Origin of the sequence: Hyunsoonleella ulvae, from assembly GCF_016827605.1 — a bacterium.
In the GTDB taxonomy this organism is placed as follows: Bacteria; Bacteroidota; Bacteroidia; order Flavobacteriales; family Flavobacteriaceae; genus Jejuia; species Jejuia ulvae.
Genome location: NZ_JAEPJQ010000005.1, coordinates 106,230 through 120,850, shown reverse-complemented (window position 1 = coordinate 120,850; position 14,621 = coordinate 106,230). Strand labels below are relative to the sequence as shown.

15 protein-coding genes and 2 tRNA genes are annotated in these 14,621 nt (G+C 34.7%); 3 read left to right on the top strand and 14 right to left on the bottom strand.

Going from position 1 to position 14,621, the window contains the following annotated elements; all coding sequences use genetic code 11:
* Position 1: 1 nt before the first annotated feature.
* The 10 genes from JS605_RS13400 to JS605_RS13360 form a co-directional block, all read right to left on the bottom strand.
* The gene (locus JS605_RS13400) at positions 2–1,207 is read right to left on the bottom strand and encodes a type III secretion system chaperone family protein (RefSeq protein ID WP_203258229.1); all 1,206 of its coding nucleotides are present in this window, start codon (positions 1,205–1,207) and stop codon (positions 2–4) included.
* A gap of 167 nt (positions 1,208–1,374) precedes the next feature.
* On the bottom strand, positions 1,375–1,941 hold the full coding sequence (locus JS605_RS13395) for a hypothetical protein (RefSeq protein ID WP_203258228.1): 567 nt from the start codon (positions 1,939–1,941) through the stop codon (positions 1,375–1,377).
* Between the two features lie 36 nt (positions 1,942–1,977).
* Positions 1,978–2,190, bottom strand: coding sequence for a hypothetical protein (locus tag JS605_RS13390; protein WP_203258227.1), 213 nt, complete (start codon positions 2,188–2,190; stop codon positions 1,978–1,980).
* A 148-nt stretch (positions 2,191–2,338) separates the two neighbouring features.
* Positions 2,339–3,073 (bottom strand): LytR/AlgR family response regulator transcription factor, encoded by a 735-nt coding sequence (locus JS605_RS17705; RefSeq protein ID WP_203258226.1) that lies wholly within the window; start codon positions 3,071–3,073, stop codon positions 2,339–2,341.
* A 4-nt stretch (positions 3,074–3,077) separates the two neighbouring features.
* On the bottom strand, positions 3,078–5,087 hold the full coding sequence (locus JS605_RS13380) for a tetratricopeptide repeat-containing sensor histidine kinase (protein ID WP_203258225.1): 2,010 nt from the start codon (positions 5,085–5,087) through the stop codon (positions 3,078–3,080).
* A 357-nt stretch (positions 5,088–5,444) separates the two neighbouring features.
* Complete coding sequence (locus JS605_RS13375; protein WP_262896324.1) at positions 5,445–5,765, bottom strand: DUF5712 family protein; 321 nt, start codon at positions 5,763–5,765, stop codon at positions 5,445–5,447.
* Positions 5,719–5,982 carry a hypothetical protein gene (locus JS605_RS17750; RefSeq protein WP_394369024.1) on the bottom strand — a complete coding sequence of 88 codons (264 nt, stop codon included), beginning with the start codon at positions 5,980–5,982 and terminating at the stop codon, positions 5,719–5,721. The genes JS605_RS13375 and JS605_RS17750 overlap by 47 nt, the downstream gene beginning before the upstream one ends.
* Positions 5,983–6,074: 92 nt before the next feature.
* Positions 6,075–6,149, bottom strand: a tRNA-Pro gene (locus JS605_RS13370).
* A 20-nt stretch (positions 6,150–6,169) separates the two neighbouring features.
* Positions 6,170–6,253, bottom strand: a tRNA-Ser gene (locus JS605_RS13365).
* 96 nt (positions 6,254–6,349) lie between these two features.
* Positions 6,350–8,401, bottom strand: coding sequence for an HD family phosphohydrolase (locus JS605_RS13360; RefSeq protein ID WP_203258223.1), 2,052 nt, complete (start codon positions 8,399–8,401; stop codon positions 6,350–6,352).
* Positions 8,402–8,528: 127 nt separating this feature from the next.
* Between JS605_RS13360 and JS605_RS13355 the strand changes: the two genes are divergently transcribed.
* The 3 genes from JS605_RS13355 to JS605_RS13345 are packed head-to-tail and all read left to right on the top strand — an operon-like array spanning position 8,529 to position 10,891.
* Positions 8,529–9,707: an acetyl-CoA C-acyltransferase gene (locus JS605_RS13355; protein WP_203258222.1), complete on the top strand. Its 1,179-nt coding sequence runs from the start codon at positions 8,529–8,531 to the stop codon at positions 9,705–9,707.
* A gap of 4 nt (positions 9,708–9,711) precedes the next feature.
* Positions 9,712–10,461: a C40 family peptidase gene (locus tag JS605_RS13350; protein WP_203258221.1), complete on the top strand. Its 750-nt coding sequence runs from the start codon at positions 9,712–9,714 to the stop codon at positions 10,459–10,461.
* Positions 10,462–10,492: 31 nt separating this feature from the next.
* Positions 10,493–10,891, top strand: coding sequence for a DUF5071 domain-containing protein (locus tag JS605_RS13345; protein ID WP_203258220.1), 399 nt, complete (start codon positions 10,493–10,495; stop codon positions 10,889–10,891).
* Position 10,892: 1 nt separating this feature from the next.
* Here the strand turns inward: JS605_RS13345 and JS605_RS13340 are convergent, their stop codons facing one another.
* The 4 genes from JS605_RS13340 to JS605_RS13325 form a co-directional block, all read right to left on the bottom strand.
* Complete coding sequence (locus JS605_RS13340) at positions 10,893–11,375, bottom strand: ABC transporter ATPase (protein WP_203258219.1); 483 nt, start codon at positions 11,373–11,375, stop codon at positions 10,893–10,895.
* Between the two features lie 11 nt (positions 11,376–11,386).
* Positions 11,387–12,178: a (Fe-S)-binding protein gene (locus JS605_RS13335; RefSeq protein WP_203258218.1), complete on the bottom strand. Its 792-nt coding sequence runs from the start codon at positions 12,176–12,178 to the stop codon at positions 11,387–11,389.
* A gap of 148 nt (positions 12,179–12,326) precedes the next feature.
* The gene (locus JS605_RS13330) at positions 12,327–13,640 is read right to left on the bottom strand and encodes a (Fe-S)-binding protein (protein WP_203258217.1); all 1,314 of its coding nucleotides are present in this window, start codon (positions 13,638–13,640) and stop codon (positions 12,327–12,329) included.
* Between the two features lie 2 nt (positions 13,641–13,642).
* Entirely contained in the window at positions 13,643–14,581 is a 939-nt protein-coding gene (locus tag JS605_RS13325) for an MlaD family protein (protein WP_203258216.1), read from the bottom strand.
* Between the last annotated feature and the right edge of the window lie 40 nt (positions 14,582–14,621).

Here is a 14,621-nt window from a genome sequence, read left to right as displayed (position 1 = left end):
CTTAATTTGTTTTGTAGTTGGCCATCATTTGCTGCATTGCCGCAATAGATTGTTGCATTTGTTCTCCCATGATTTGTGATAGGTCCATTCCATAATCGTTACCAAAAAGATTATCTTCCATAATGGCTTCCATTCCTTTTAATAGAATTGGTGCAGCTTGGTTCCAGTCCAATCCATTGGCTTGGGCCAAAGCATCAGTAATGGGCTTACTAATGTTTTCATCAACTAAGTTGTAGTAGAACAGGCTATAAAAACAGGATTGCAGCAAATTTGCCGCATCTTCAAATCTGGCATTGGCTATCATTTCTTGTGCATCGGTATAACTATCTTCCCAATTTTCCCTAATATTTTCTTTCTTACCACTATACTTGTGGGGTATAAATGTCTCTACTTGATATAAATCTTCTGAAAATTTATCGTTTGAATAGCTTTTTAACTTTTCCAAACTAGCCTTCCCATTTAGCAGGCGATTCTGGAAAGGGGTATTCCTGTCAAAAATGCCATCTATGGCTTTTTCTACTATGGTACGTAAATAGCCTTGCGGCTCTGCGTAAAACTCTATTCTTTTTAAAGTAATGTTCAACGTATACCAGGCATTGTTTTCATGCCGATTTTCCATGTAATAATTGAAACGCTGTATACCTTCTTCTATAATTTTCTGATAATTGGAGTAGGCCTCTTGTTTTAGCTCATTGGAAAAAGGAATTGTTTTTGGTTCTTGAAGATGTGTAGCGTCAAACTTTTCTATGAACTCATCATCGTAGCTATCTGCGTAGTAGCAAATTTCCCTGAGCACACCGTAAATTTTATAAGGTTCACATAAATTTATGGGACAGGAGAATGAAAAATAGACCAGCTTGTCCTTCAAGGACACATTGGTAAGGTTAAGCGGATGCATGCGTATTTCTGCCAACCTGCGCATTAGAGGTACTTTTTTAGCATTTTCTATGTTCAGGAAAGGACATTTTACCAACAGTTCCGTTGCCGTTTGTGTAATAGTAATTACTACAGATCCATGGGCTATTTCATAAGTATTGCCATTTTTTTTGTTTTGTAAATGACTGCCAACATAATCCAATATTGTGGGTAAAACCCTATCATATTGTCCACTGTTGAACAGGGCTATTGCTTCATCCCATTTTTCATCTTGCCGAGTAGCAGTTTTTTTATCATGTATTGATGGAAAGTAGGTGTTGTTCTTGTTCATTTCATTTAGGTTTATTGGCGGATTGGCTTATAACACTTTTAAAAAGAAAGCGTAATCCAGTATTGAAGTTTAACTCTAATGTTTTGTTGAAGTACGCAATACCAATGGGCATCTTTTAGCGATAAGTAAACCGTCTTTAAAATTAGATGGTTTGCTTTTTTCATTCTTTAGTAGCTCATATTTATAAAATCACCGTTCAACTTATAGGAAAATGTGAAACTTGTGCCTCCATTTTCTGGTTTCAGTACAACTATGTATTCTGCTTTTGAAATATCCCCGTTCCTAGGAAAATTCACGTAGGCCATTTCTAATCTTGGGTTTTCGATATTTTTTTCCGCCGTTAGCTGTTCAGTTGATTTTTCTACCAACCCACCTAATCTTGAAAGGTTAATCTGTTCATTTAACTGAAACATAAAATCAGAGGCTTTTGTGCCCTCTGGAATTTCAATGGTGATGCCCGATTCTTGTTTCCAAGAGCCTCTTACAAAATTCCATTCTTCCATTTTTAAAGATTCCGGTGCTTCTGCAACCGTCAATGAAACCGTGTTCCCGATAGATTCATAGTGCATTACAGTTATTTTAGTGAAGTAAGCATCCTTACCAAACTTGTTTTCTATTTCTTTCTCTATAATCGCAAAGCCATCAGCATTGATAGGTTGGTTGCCTATACCTCCCCCACAAGAGGCCAGCGCTATTATCATTAGTAGTACAGCCACATATTTCGGTGCTTTCATTATCTTTTCTGTTATGATTGTTATTTACTTTGATTATTATTCCTCATCGTTGTTTCCAAAGAAGTAGTATAAAGCGCCTCCTCCGAGTATCAAGAGAATTCGGATTACCCACCCCATGGAACTGCCCCAGATATCAACCCATGCGAGCAATCTGATGTTGTAATTGAAAATTGAGAGTAGAATCGATATTATTCCCATTGCGCCAAGTACAAGTCCTGCCTGACCCAACTTGTGTTTAATGTTTTCCATAGTATTACTTTATCATTATTTTGATGATAAAAGTATATGGGATTACCGGTAAAAAAAATAGGTAAACTATTTTCGCCGCCTAGCAATAAATAAGTGCATTACTTGATGGTATATCCGTAATGTAATAAAAGATCAATTTTAATGAGAACTAATTATCCCAGTTCAAGAATGTGGACAAAAAATGTTCTTTTTTTCGAGATGAGACCGGTATTTTTTTTCCATTTTTCAAATAGACAATACCAGATTTATCATACTTGTCTATAAATTTTAGGTTGACCATAAACGATTGATGGGTGCGTATAAAATTGGCTTTGGCCAACCGTTCTTCAAATTCCTTTAAAGTTTTTGAGACCACATATTTTTTATTTTCTCTACAATGAAATGTGGTATAGCCTTTATCCGATCCACAAAACAGCAGTTCATTTAAATCTATAACCTGAAAGCTGTCTTGGAGGGATAGAATGAGTTTGGTGGTATCGTTACTCCAAACCTGTTTGGCAATCTCTAATTGCTGTTTTTGTTCGGGAATGACCAATTGAGCAACTTTTTTCAGTGCCATCTTTAACTCATCTACATCAACAGGTTTTAAAATATAATCTACCGCACCTATTTTCAAAGCCCTCAACGCATGCTTTTCATAAGCCGTGATAAAGATGGTTTTAAACAATAAATTTTCCGTTTGTTCTAAAAAGTCGAACCCACTTCCATCAGTAAGGTTAATATCTAAAAAAACCAAGTCTGGCTTACAGGCATTGGCAACTACGACGGCATCTTTTACAGATTCGCATTTACCAATCACCTCTACTTTGGCATCTATTAGCTGCAATAGATTGCATAAACCTTTTCTGATGTACTCTTTGTCTTCTATTATTAATGTTTTCACCTTCTTATACGTTGTGTATTATATAAGGAATGATTAAAGTAACCAAAGTCCCTTGTTCATTATATTTCTTTCTATCTTCAACGGTAACTGAACTTTTCATTTTAAAATCTTTGGATAACATTTTTAATCGTTCTGAAGTTATGGTTGTGGACAGTGAGTTTTTATCATGGTTTTTGTTCTTCTTCAAGGCATCGATACCTATACCGTTATCGATTACCGTGCAAATCAATTTTTTGTTTCGAAATGTAAGCCTAATGGCAATGATTCTGTTTTTTTGCCGATTTGCAAACGCATGTTCAATGGCGTTTTCTACAAAGGGTTGAATAAGCATTGGAGGAATTTTAAATAAATTTTCATCTATGGTATCGGTTATCGAAACGGTATATTCAAAATTTTCATTTTCTAGACTTTGAAGCGCCAAATAATTTTTGACGGCTTTTAATTCTTGTGAAAGTAAAACCGTTTTATCTCTTGAGTTTTCCAGGACGATATAAAGCAATTTTGAAAATTTTGACAGGTAAGAAATGGATTTTTTTTCTTCTTTGTTTAATATCATGCCTTGTAAAACCGAAAGGGAATTAAATATAAAATGTGGTGTCATTTGAGAGCGCAACAGTTTTTGCTCTACAATGACATTTTGAGTTTTGGCTTTCGCATTTCGTAATTTTTGATAAAAAATAACTGAACTAGATATGATAGTCACTAATAGAAAACCTATAACTGCCCACAAGTAATTTCGTTTGGATTTTTCTAAATCTTTAGATGTTTCCAATACTGTTTTGGTTAATTTCAATTCTCTTTTCTCTGCAGACTCAAGCTGGGTCTTATACTTATATTCGTATTCTATTTGGGTGATTTTTTCAATGCTCTCTTTATTAAAGATACTGTCACTCATTACCTTGAATTGTTCGTAATTTTCCAATGCTTTTTTAAACTGTCCAGTATTCTTGTAAACTACATAGAGGAGCTCATGTGCTTTTTTTTGGTTTCCCAACAATTCTAGTTCTTTAGCAATTCTTTGTCCTTTTTCAATAAGAGATAGTGCCTTTTTGTATTGTTTATCATATAGATACGTCTGGGCAATGGCCAAAAGACTTGTACAATAAATGTCCTTATTATTGGTCTGTTGGCTGATGTCCCTAACTTCAATAAAACTATTACGGGCAATTATGGGTTTATTCAACTCCAAATGTATCTTTCCAATATTGACCAAGCTTATAGCTGCTTGTTTCAAATCATTGATTTCCTGACTTATTTCTAACGATTTTTGGTAATGCTCAAGTGCTTTTGAATACGCTTTTTTGGAAGCATAAATATCTCCTAGGTTTCCGTTGTTCACAGCTGTTCTTTGCTTGCTTTGGCCTTTTGGAGCAACATCTATAGATTGTTGGTAATAGGCTATCGCCTTGTCGTATTTTTTTAATGAATTGTATATCCTACCTAGACTGCCAAGTGTTTTCGCTGTAGATAGGGTATTGCCTAATTTTTGATGATAGTCTAAAGCCTTGTTGTAGTTATCAATCGCTAATGGGTAGTTGCCTTGTTTTGTATAAAGTGCACCAAGGTTAAGGTTTACAAATGCTACTCCATCCTCATCATGGATAGCCCTACTATGTTTTAATGCGTTTTTATAATTGATAATGCTCTCGTCAAAATTTCCTATTTCGGAATAGGCGTTGGCGGTGTTTATCAAAATGGTGGCAAGCTCTCTTTTATCGCCCAAATCGGTATAAATTTCTTTCGCTTTTTGATAGGCATCTATGGCTTTCTCGTATTGAGATTGATCATAATGGGTTATCCCAAAAGCTGTGTGAATGTTTGCAATTCCTTTTTTATTTTGAATGGATTTGTAATGCTTTAATGCCGTTTTAAAAAAGTCTAAACTTAAAGCGTAATTGGATTTTATGTTTTCCTGTATACCTTTAAGGTAATACACGTTGGCCTTTCCTTTTATGTAGTTTAAATCATTGCTTAACTTTTCGGCTCTCTCTAGATATACTTCAGAAGAATCCATATTTGTCCGAAAAAAGGAAAATGCCAATTTATATAATAAGTCTGCTCGAGCGGAATCGTTAGCTTTATGATTGACCAACTTTATTTTTAAGCTATCGATATTTTTATTCTGAGATTGTAGGCTTCCTGTAAAACACAGAAGAACAAATAAGAAAATTATATTTATATTGCTGATTTGGGTCATAAAGTATGTTATTCCTTATCTTATTTTTTTTGAAATTTACCTGCAATTTAATCATGTCCCATACATGATCAAAAGGATTTCTTAAAAGATTTAAAATCGTATAATAAAAAGAAAATTAGGGTTATATTTCTATTGCACCAGAACCAATCCCCTTTTCAATCCCTCTTTTAAGCTTCATAAACGCCTTGAATGCCAATTGTGACTATTGGTAGGGATATTGGGAATGTGAATTCCTGATTTATGTAATAGTCTAAAAGTGACCTGCTTTTCGGTTGTTGGAAGTCCTGCCATGATAGCAAAGAACTTCTTTGGGTCTTTTTTAAACATATTCTTTGCTCGGTAATTCTCCACAAAATTCCGGTTATATCCAAATTTCTTGTCAAAAGTCTTTTCTGATGCCTTGTATTTCGAACCAGGGGACAAACTATAAGAATTGCTCATGTCTCTTCTACTGACAATGATATGGATATGGGTTTGATGCCCTTCCTTTTTCATGCCGTTTACAATTTTGTTGATGCGGAGCTTCCCTTTCTAATTTGGCAATCCTCAGTTTCAGTCTATCAACATTCCCTTTTTCCTCGCCCCGTTCTATTTGCCAGCTCTCTTTTTTAAGTTCCAATATGTTATTGGCATAGGATTGGTTCTCCTGTATATTTTTGTCCGTTTCCTTATAAAAACGTTCATGTTCAATCTTGGCATAGTACTTTACCATATCAATTCAAATAAAACAATTGTCTTAAAACGACAAAAACTTGATAATCATACGATTACCAAGTTTTTATTACTGATTGATTTGTTAAAAAGTCGGGGTGGCAGGATTCGAACCTGCGACCTCCGCGTCCCAAACGCGGCGCGATAACCGGGCTACGCTACACCCCGAGGCTATCTTTAAAATTTTGCGGAGAGACCGGGATTCGAACCCGGGCAACACTTACGCGTTGACAGATTAGCAATCTGCTCCATTACCACTCTGGCACCTCTCCTAAATCCTCTAAAGAACTTATGCAATCGAAATTGCGGATGCAAATGTAATTTAAACATTATAAGAACGCAACTATTTTATTTAATTTTTGACAATTTTATTCTGGATATTCTATGCGCAAATGGTAAATGTTTGCTAGCTTGTGTTTTAGCACTTTTTTTATAGACTGAATTTCTTTAAACGTAATGTTAGCATTCAAAAATTGCTCCTCGTCAATCTGTTTATTTATGATGTTTTCTACAAATTCATCAATTTTAGTAGATGTTGGATTTTTTAAACTTTTGGAGGCTGCTTCTACACTATCGCACATCATTAGTATAGCAGTTTCTTTACTAAATGGTTTAGGTCCAGGGTATCGGAATAAATCTGCATCAATGTTAGCATCAATTTCCTTTGCTTTCCTATAAAAATAATACACAACACTTGTACCGTGATGCGTTCTTATAAAATCGATTACCCTATCTGGTAACTTATATTTTTTAGCTATTTCAATTCCATTTATCACATGGTCTGTTATTATTCTTGCACTTTCTTTTGATGACAATTCATCATGCGGATTAATTCCTGTGGATTGATTTTCAGTAAAATACGTTGGGTTTACCATTTTACCTATATCGTGATACAGAGCTCCTACCCTAACCAACATGGCGTTTGCCCCAATTTCATTGGCAGAGGCTTCGGCTAAATTCGCAACATTTAAAGAGTGATGGAATGTACCAGGAGATACGTTTGATAATTCCTTTAAAAGCTTTGTATTAGTATCTGATAATTCTAGAAGTGATACATCAGACACTAATCCAAATAATTTTTCGTAGGCATAAATTAAAGGCTGTACAAACAGAGTCGCAAGTCCACAAAGAATAAATAATAAAAATGTTGTTAAGTTTATAGTTTCAATACTGCCCTCATGAATCACAAAAAATGCAAAATAAGCAATAATGTAAATTAACGTTATCTGCCCTACTGAAATAAACAGATTAGCTCGTTTATATAGTTCTGAAACCGTTAATATGGTTACTATACCAGCAAGAATTTGTAAAAACATATACTCATAACTATTGGGTACTATGGAGCCCAATAGTAACACTGTAATTACATGGGCAAACATACCCAAACGTGCATCAAAAAAAGCTTTTAAAACCAGAGGTAACATACATAGTGGCACCACATACAGATATTCTGAATTATAATTCACAACCATTGTAGTTATAAAAACCATCAATAATATGTTGAAAAAGATAAAAGTAACTTTAGTATTGTTTTCAAAAACCTCCAGTCTATATTTTCTTAAAAACAACAGCAACATCAACAATGCTAGGGCTACCAACACCGTGTAAGCAAATAAAATCCAATTGTAATTGGCTTCATTCCATACTTGGGATTCGTATTCTGATTGTAATGATTTTAGTTTTTGAAACTTATCGCCTTCTACCACTTCACCTTTGGAAATAATTAGTGTACCACGCTCTACACTACCACGTGTGTAGGATATTTTATTTAATTCGTCTTGAAGGGCTTTCTCTGTAAATGATTTATTATAAGTAAGATTTGGCTCTATAATATCAAAAAACAATGATGTGAACTTAGGTGTGTAACGATCTAACCCTATAGCATTGAGTTTTTTTTCAATCAACAATTTTACCTTGTCTTGTTGAATTAAATTACTATAAATAGTATGTTTCTGCTTTACATTCCCGCTGATGATTTCTACAAGTCTATCTTCTTTAAAAGCGTAACTATCAGATAGTATCCCAAAATTGTATAACTCACTTAAAATACGTCTACCCGAAGTATTTAAGGTAGTAAGATTTGTGGTGGTGGTAAGCGAATCGGAAAACACATTAGGAAACGATGCGTCATAATCTTGAAACACTTTTATCTTTGTAGTGTTATCAACATCAAAATACAAAGGAGATTTAGTTTCTATAGATTTCCTCTCCGCATTTATTTCGTCCTCAGATTTCTTTATGGCAAAATCAAAAGGGGCTAATAAGTTTTCAGATTGCCAAGGTTTCCCTTTTTCAAAACTATATTTAAACTTTCCACTTTTGGGAAATAAATACACAATTAAAAAGGTAGTACATATAAACAATAAAACTTTATAGATTAAAGAATGGTTTCTATATAACTTATTTATAAAGTCTTTCATGTGTAGAAGATAATATTGTCAAATGTAATAAATTCTATGGGTTATAGAGAATCTTATAATCCAATTAATCCCTATATTATGAACCAAAAATTGATTATTTTCGCCTTATCAATTTTAAACTAAAGTTATGAGTACAGAAGTTGTTATAGTATCTGTAGCAAGAACACCTATTGGTAGTTTTTTAGGTGCTTTATCAACTGTTCCAGCTACAAAATTAGGCACTATTGCCATCAAAGGTGCATTGGATAAGATTAACTTAAAGCCTGAATTGGTTGATGAAGTATTTATGGGCAATGTAGTGCAAGCAGGAAACGGACAGGCTCCTGCCAGACAAGCTGCCCTAGGAGCGGAAATCCCAAACACAGTGCCATGTACAACCATAAATAAAGTATGCGCTTCTGGAATGAAAGCTGTAATGCATGGTGCGCAAGCCATTGGTTTAGGAGATGCTGAGATAGTAGTTGCTGGAGGTATGGAAAATATGAGTTTAATTCCACATTACCTTTATGCAAGAACTGGAACTAAATTTGGACCAACAACTTTAATTGATGGTTTGCAACGTGACGGTTTAGTAGATGCTTACGATCAAAACGCTATGGGAGTGTGTGCTGATGCTTGTGCTAGTAAATATGAGTTTTCTCGTGAGGACCAGGATAATTATGCTATTGAGTCATACAAAAGATCAGCTGCTGCGTGGGAAGCAGGAAAATTTAAGAATGAAGTGGTTCCTGTAGAAGTACCACAGCGCAGAGGCGAACCTGTAATTGTTGATACAGATGAAGAATTTACAAAAGTTAAATTAGATAAAATACCTAGCTTACGACCTGCTTTCACCAAAGATGGTACCGTTACCGCTGCAAATGCCTCTACCATTAACGATGGTGCAGGTGCTGTGATTTTAATGAGTAAAGCAAAAGCAGAAGCGTTAGGGTTAAAAATCTTAGCTACTATTAGAAGTTACGCTGATGCTGCCCACGAACCTGAATGGTTTACAACGGCCCCTGCTAAAGCACTACCCAAAGCCTTGGCTAAAGCTGGAATTACCCAAGAAGAGGTAGACTATTTTGAATTCAATGAAGCTTTTTCCGTAGTGGCTTTAGCAAATATGAAAATTCTAGGATTACCTAATAACAAGGTTAATGTTAACGGCGGAGCTGTATCTCTAGGGCATCCATTAGGCTGTTCTGGAGTTAGGATTTTAATTACTTTACTAAAGGTTTTAGAACAAAATAACGCCAAAGTTGGTGCCGCTGCTATATGTAATGGCGGTGGTGGTGCTTCTGCTATGGTAATTGAACGCAATTAAACGAATGCAATACGGAATTTGTAATTTAAGTATCGTTCCCTTACGATTTGAAGCATCTGATAAAAGCGAATTGGTGTCGCAGGTATTGTATGGCGAATGGTTTAAAGTACTTGAAAAACGGAAAAATTGGAGTAAAATCCGATTGGCTTATGATAAGTACGAAGGTTGGATTGATAACAAACAATACCAACATATTGAAGTTGACAACTACAATGATTTAAATTCAGAACCCTTAAAACTCTCTATGGATTTAGTTGAATTTGTTCAAGATGAAAATGAGCAAATATCCCCAATCCAATTAGGGTCTACGCTAAATGGGTTAACACTATTAAACCATACTTTTGATGGCAACACTGCTACAGGTGTTATCCAAAAAGAGAACATTGTACAAACGGCTTTCCTTTACCTAAACAGTCCTTACTTATGGGGAGGTAAAACACCTTTTGGTATAGATTGCTCTGGGTTTACGCAAATGGTTTATAAACTAAATGGCTATAAATTATTAAGGGACGCTTCGCAACAAGCTACCCAAGGAGAGGCCTTAAGTTTTATTGAAGAAAGTGAACCTGGAGATTTAGCTTTTTTTGATAATGCCGATGGGGAAATTATTCATGTGGGTATTATCATGAAAGACAACTACATCATACACGCTCATGGCAAAGTAAGAGTGGATAGATTAGACCATTCAGGAATTTACAATGTAGATAAAAATATACATACACATAAATTACGTGTGATAAAAAAAGTGGTTTAAAATCCGCCTTTAAGTTTTACAGAATTAGTATATGGACATTAAAAGTTTAATTCCTAAAGATAAATTAGATATAGATACCGCTGAAAAGCTATTTAATTTTTCATATCAAGAAATAAAACCTATTGTTCCAGAACTTCTGGAATGGATAAAAGATATGAATTGGCCAGTAGCCCATCCTATTGCAGAGTATTTAGTTACGATTTCCGAAAATATTACTCCTGAAATTATTCAAATTCTATCTGGAAATGATGAAATTTGGAAATATTGGTGTGTTGGAGTTTTTGGAATTTTTTCTAATAAAATTTTAGATGATAAAGTCTATAAGATTTTATGCAAAATAGCACATCAACCCAATGAAACAGAATTAGAGCATGAAGTTAACAAACAAGCTCTAGAGGCGATTAAAAGACATGAATACAAGTGTTCTTAAACTACAAAAACCTAGCATGCCAACTTTCACTAGCTGGTACTTCCCAGTTTTCTTTAAATTCAGCAATATTGTTAACTAAATTATTAAACACAATAGTGTTTTTAGAAACTGCACGTTGTTTAGCCATTTTCTTAAAATCGGCCAAGGGTTTGTAAGCTATAAATTCCCCTTGCTTATACGATACATTCATTTTATCCATTAAATCAACCTTATAGTCCTTTTCTAATTGCTGAATAAAATGCACTGAGGCATCTATAGAACACCCAGTTGCGTTATTTAAGTTTTGGTTTAATCCTATGATTATAAAACGCTTATATTTAATAGAATATCCTGCTTGTAAATTACTACCATGAGCAGTCCAGTTTTCTATAAACACATCTAATTTATGTCCAATTTCTATAATCTCTTCTGGTGTGAATGAACGGTTGGCTTGGTATATCCAAACCCTAGATTCTTCTGGTAATGAGTTAAAATCTACTAACATTTTTTCTTCTACTAATCATTAAAGGAATTGGCAATGAGTTCTGCAACATCTAATACCTCAATTTCTGTTTCTTTTTCTTTTGCTTTTACGCCATCTGTCATCATGGTATTACAATACGGACAACCAGTAGCGATAATATTTGGCTTGGTTTCTAGGGCATCTTCGGTTCTTAAAACATTAATGTCTTTATCTCCTTTTTCTGGTTCTTTAAACATTTGCGCACCACCAGCACCACAGCATAAAGCTGTACTCTTGTGACGTTTCATCTCTACTAAATTTGCTTTAGTATTTTGTAGTACGTCTCTTGGTGCATTATACTCATTGTTGGCACGTCCCAAATAACAAGGATCATGAAACGTAATACGTTTACCTTTATAGGTGTCTCCTGATACTTTTAACCTTCCAGAGGCAATCAGTTCTTTAATATATTGCGTATGATGAAACACTTCGTAATTACCTCCTAAACTTGGGTATTCATTTTTAATACAGTTATAGGAATGCGGATCGCAGGTTACTATTGTTTTAATGTCGTAACCATTTAATAGCTCAATATTCATAACAGCTTGCATTTGAAATAAAAACTCGTTTCCTGCACGTTTTGCTATATCGCCTGTACTACTTTCCTCCTGCCCTAACACAGCAAAATCTACATTTGCAGCGTTTAAAATTTTAACAAAAGCCTTAGTTATTTTTTTAGCACGATCATCATAACTACCAGCTGAGCCTACCCAAAATAATATTTCGGGTTGCTTACCTTCTGTCATGAACTCTGCCATTGTTTTTACTTTGAGTGTTTCGCTCATAGTGTTTGTTTTTAAGCTATAAATAAATTTATATATGCCTTTTTATTTTGACGACGGATTTGCGTTAGGGATTGAGGCATTTGTTGAAGCTCCTCGCAGAGAGCGACTGCCGAAAGCCCGACCGCGCCTTAGCGTGGTAACGCCCTAATTATTCATCTTTCCAATTTAGGCGATCCATTTGGTTATATGGCCAAGGAGCTCCGTTATTCTCGATGTTAGACATCATATTATTTAGTTCGGTTGGTGCAGCACTTTGCTCCATAACCATGTAACGTCTCATATCTAAAATGATAGACAAAGGATTTATGCTTACCGGGCATTCTTCTACACAGGCATTACAGGTTGTACATGCCCAAAGTTCTTCTGATGTAATGTAATCGCCCAATAATTGCTTACCGTCATCTTTAAACACGCCTTTATTAGCGTCGATGTTTTTACCTACTTCTTCTAGTCTATCGCGGGTATCCATCATTATTTTACGTGGCGATAGTTTTTTACCTGTTAAATTAGCTGGACATGCCGATGTACAACGCCCACATTCTGTACAGGTGTATGCATTTAGTAATTGGACTCTATTTAAATCCATCACATCACTAGCTCCGAATTTGGCTGGCACTTCCTCTTCATCACCTTCAGCAGGAGTAGCGTATGGGTCTGCATCCGGATCCATCATTAATTTGACTTCATTTGTAACCGCTTCCAAATTATTAAACGCGCCTTTTGGTTTTAAGCTTCCATAGAATACATTAGGGAATGCCAATAAAATATGTAGATGCTTAGAGAAATAGAGGTAATTAAGAAACACTAAAATACCCAAAATGTGTAACCACCAAGCAGCTCTCTCAATAGTATAAAGTGTTGCTTCAGATATACCAGAAAACCAAGGTGCTATATGCTGGCTTACTATATTCCCTGAATTTAAAGCTTGAAATTCTAGGTCTGTAGCATTCATAACTAAAAATAGAGTCATTAATACCATTTCAAAATATAGAATAAAATTACCATCGTTTTTAGGCCAACTGGTCATTTCACTTTTCCAAAAGCGTGCTAATTTTAAAACATTTCTTCTAATCCAGAAAATAATAACTGATACAAACACCAAACATGCCAATACCTCAAAAGTTCCTATTAAAAAACCATAAACTGATTCTGGCAATATCTTTAAGCCAATACGGTGTGTACCAAATATACCATCTATAATGATTTCCAGCACTTCTATATTAATGATTATAAAACCTATATAAACAACAAGATGTAAGATACCTGATACCGGACGGCGTACCATTTTACTTTGTCCTAAGGCAATATTTATAACATTTTTCCAGCGTTGCGATTTGTTATCTGAAGCATCTACATCATGCCCCAGCTTAATGTTGCGGATAAGCTTTTTTATGTTTTTTACAAAGTAGCCAACCCCTAGCACTAAGGCAATCGCAAAAAGAATATTAGGTAAATAAGTCATGCTTAGTTAGTTTCTTCTTTATATGGTATCTCCTTTTTGGAAAGGATTCTAAAATAACGTTTAGGGTGTAATTTTACATCACGCAATAATTCTTCTAACTCTTTTGAAGCGCCTTTCATATTATTATAAAGCGACTCATCTTTAAGTAATTTCCCCATTGAGCCTTCCCCCTGTTCTAAATCGGCCAGAATGGCATCTACATTTTTTAAGGTAGACTCAAGGTTATTCACTGTCTGTGCTATATTTGTACTTGCTATAGAATCTGATACTTTAGATAAATTTGAAGATACGTTTTCAAAATTATCAAGAGACTTGTTCAGCTTACTATCTTCTTTGGAAATTAATATGTTTAATGACGTTGATGTATTTTTAAAATCAATCATTAATTGGTTAAAACCTGATATACTTTTTCTCAAATTAGACTTCGTTTTATCATCAAAAACCTCATTAAGGTTTACTAAAAGCGCATCAGCTTCAGACATCATATTTTCTATCTTCTCCTGTAATGGTGTTAGCCTTTGGTTAACTAGCTCACTTAAGCCAGCTTTAATACCTCCTTTAAGTTCATCGCCATCTTTGGCATTTTCTGCCCCATCAAAAGTTGGAACTATTGCAATGGCCTTACCTCCTATTAAACCTGTTTCGTATAATTCTGCGCGACTGTTTTTGGAAAAATCAAATTCACTATTTACTACAAGCGTAACTTTTAATTTGCCAGACCCATCGCCTTTAAATTCTATATCCATAACCTTACCAACAGCTAGCCCGTTAATGGTTACTGGTGTAGAAACTACCAAACCTTCCACATTGTTGTATTCAGTATAAAACGTTCTGGAAGAATCGAGTAGATTTTTACCCTTTAAGTAATTGAATCCAAAAATAAATAATACTATACCAGACAAGACTAAAATGCCTGTTTTTACTTCTTTTGATATTTTCAAAATCTGCTTTCTTTTAAAAACAAATTTAAAATAAATTTAG

Excerpts from the sequence above, each read along its gene's own strand:
- JS605_RS13375 (WP_262896324.1), bottom strand. The coding sequence starts at position 5,765 with ATGAAAAAGGAAGGGCATCAAACCCATATCCATATCATTGTCAGTAGA.
- JS605_RS13335 (WP_203258218.1), bottom strand. The coding sequence starts at position 12,178 with ATGAGCGAAACACTCAAAGTAAAAACAATGGCAGAGTTCATGACAGAA.
- JS605_RS13345 (WP_203258220.1), top strand. The coding sequence starts at position 10,493 with ATGGACATTAAAAGTTTAATTCCTAAAGATAAATTAGATATAGATACC.
- JS605_RS13355 (WP_203258222.1), top strand. The coding sequence starts at position 8,529 with ATGAGTACAGAAGTTGTTATAGTATCTGTAGCAAGAACACCTATTGGT.
- JS605_RS13350 (WP_203258221.1), top strand. The coding sequence starts at position 9,712 with ATGCAATACGGAATTTGTAATTTAAGTATCGTTCCCTTACGATTTGAA.
- JS605_RS17750 (WP_394369024.1), bottom strand. The coding sequence starts at position 5,982 with ATGGTAAAGTACTATGCCAAGATTGAACATGAACGTTTTTATAAGGAA.
- JS605_RS13360 (WP_203258223.1), bottom strand. The coding sequence starts at position 8,401 with ATGAAAGACTTTATAAATAAGTTATATAGAAACCATTCTTTAATCTAT.
- JS605_RS13330 (WP_203258217.1), bottom strand. The coding sequence starts at position 13,640 with ATGACTTATTTACCTAATATTCTTTTTGCGATTGCCTTAGTGCTAGGG.
- JS605_RS13395 (WP_203258228.1), bottom strand. The coding sequence starts at position 1,941 with ATGAAAGCACCGAAATATGTGGCTGTACTACTAATGATAATAGCGCTG.
- JS605_RS13390 (WP_203258227.1), bottom strand. The coding sequence starts at position 2,190 with ATGGAAAACATTAAACACAAGTTGGGTCAGGCAGGACTTGTACTTGGC.
- JS605_RS13340 (WP_203258219.1), bottom strand. The coding sequence starts at position 11,375 with ATGTTAGTAGATTTTAACTCATTACCAGAAGAATCTAGGGTTTGGATA.
- JS605_RS13380 (WP_203258225.1), bottom strand. The coding sequence starts at position 5,087 with ATGGATTCTTCTGAAGTATATCTAGAGAGAGCCGAAAAGTTAAGCAAT.
- JS605_RS13400 (WP_203258229.1), bottom strand. The coding sequence starts at position 1,207 with ATGAACAAGAACAACACCTACTTTCCATCAATACATGATAAAAAAACT.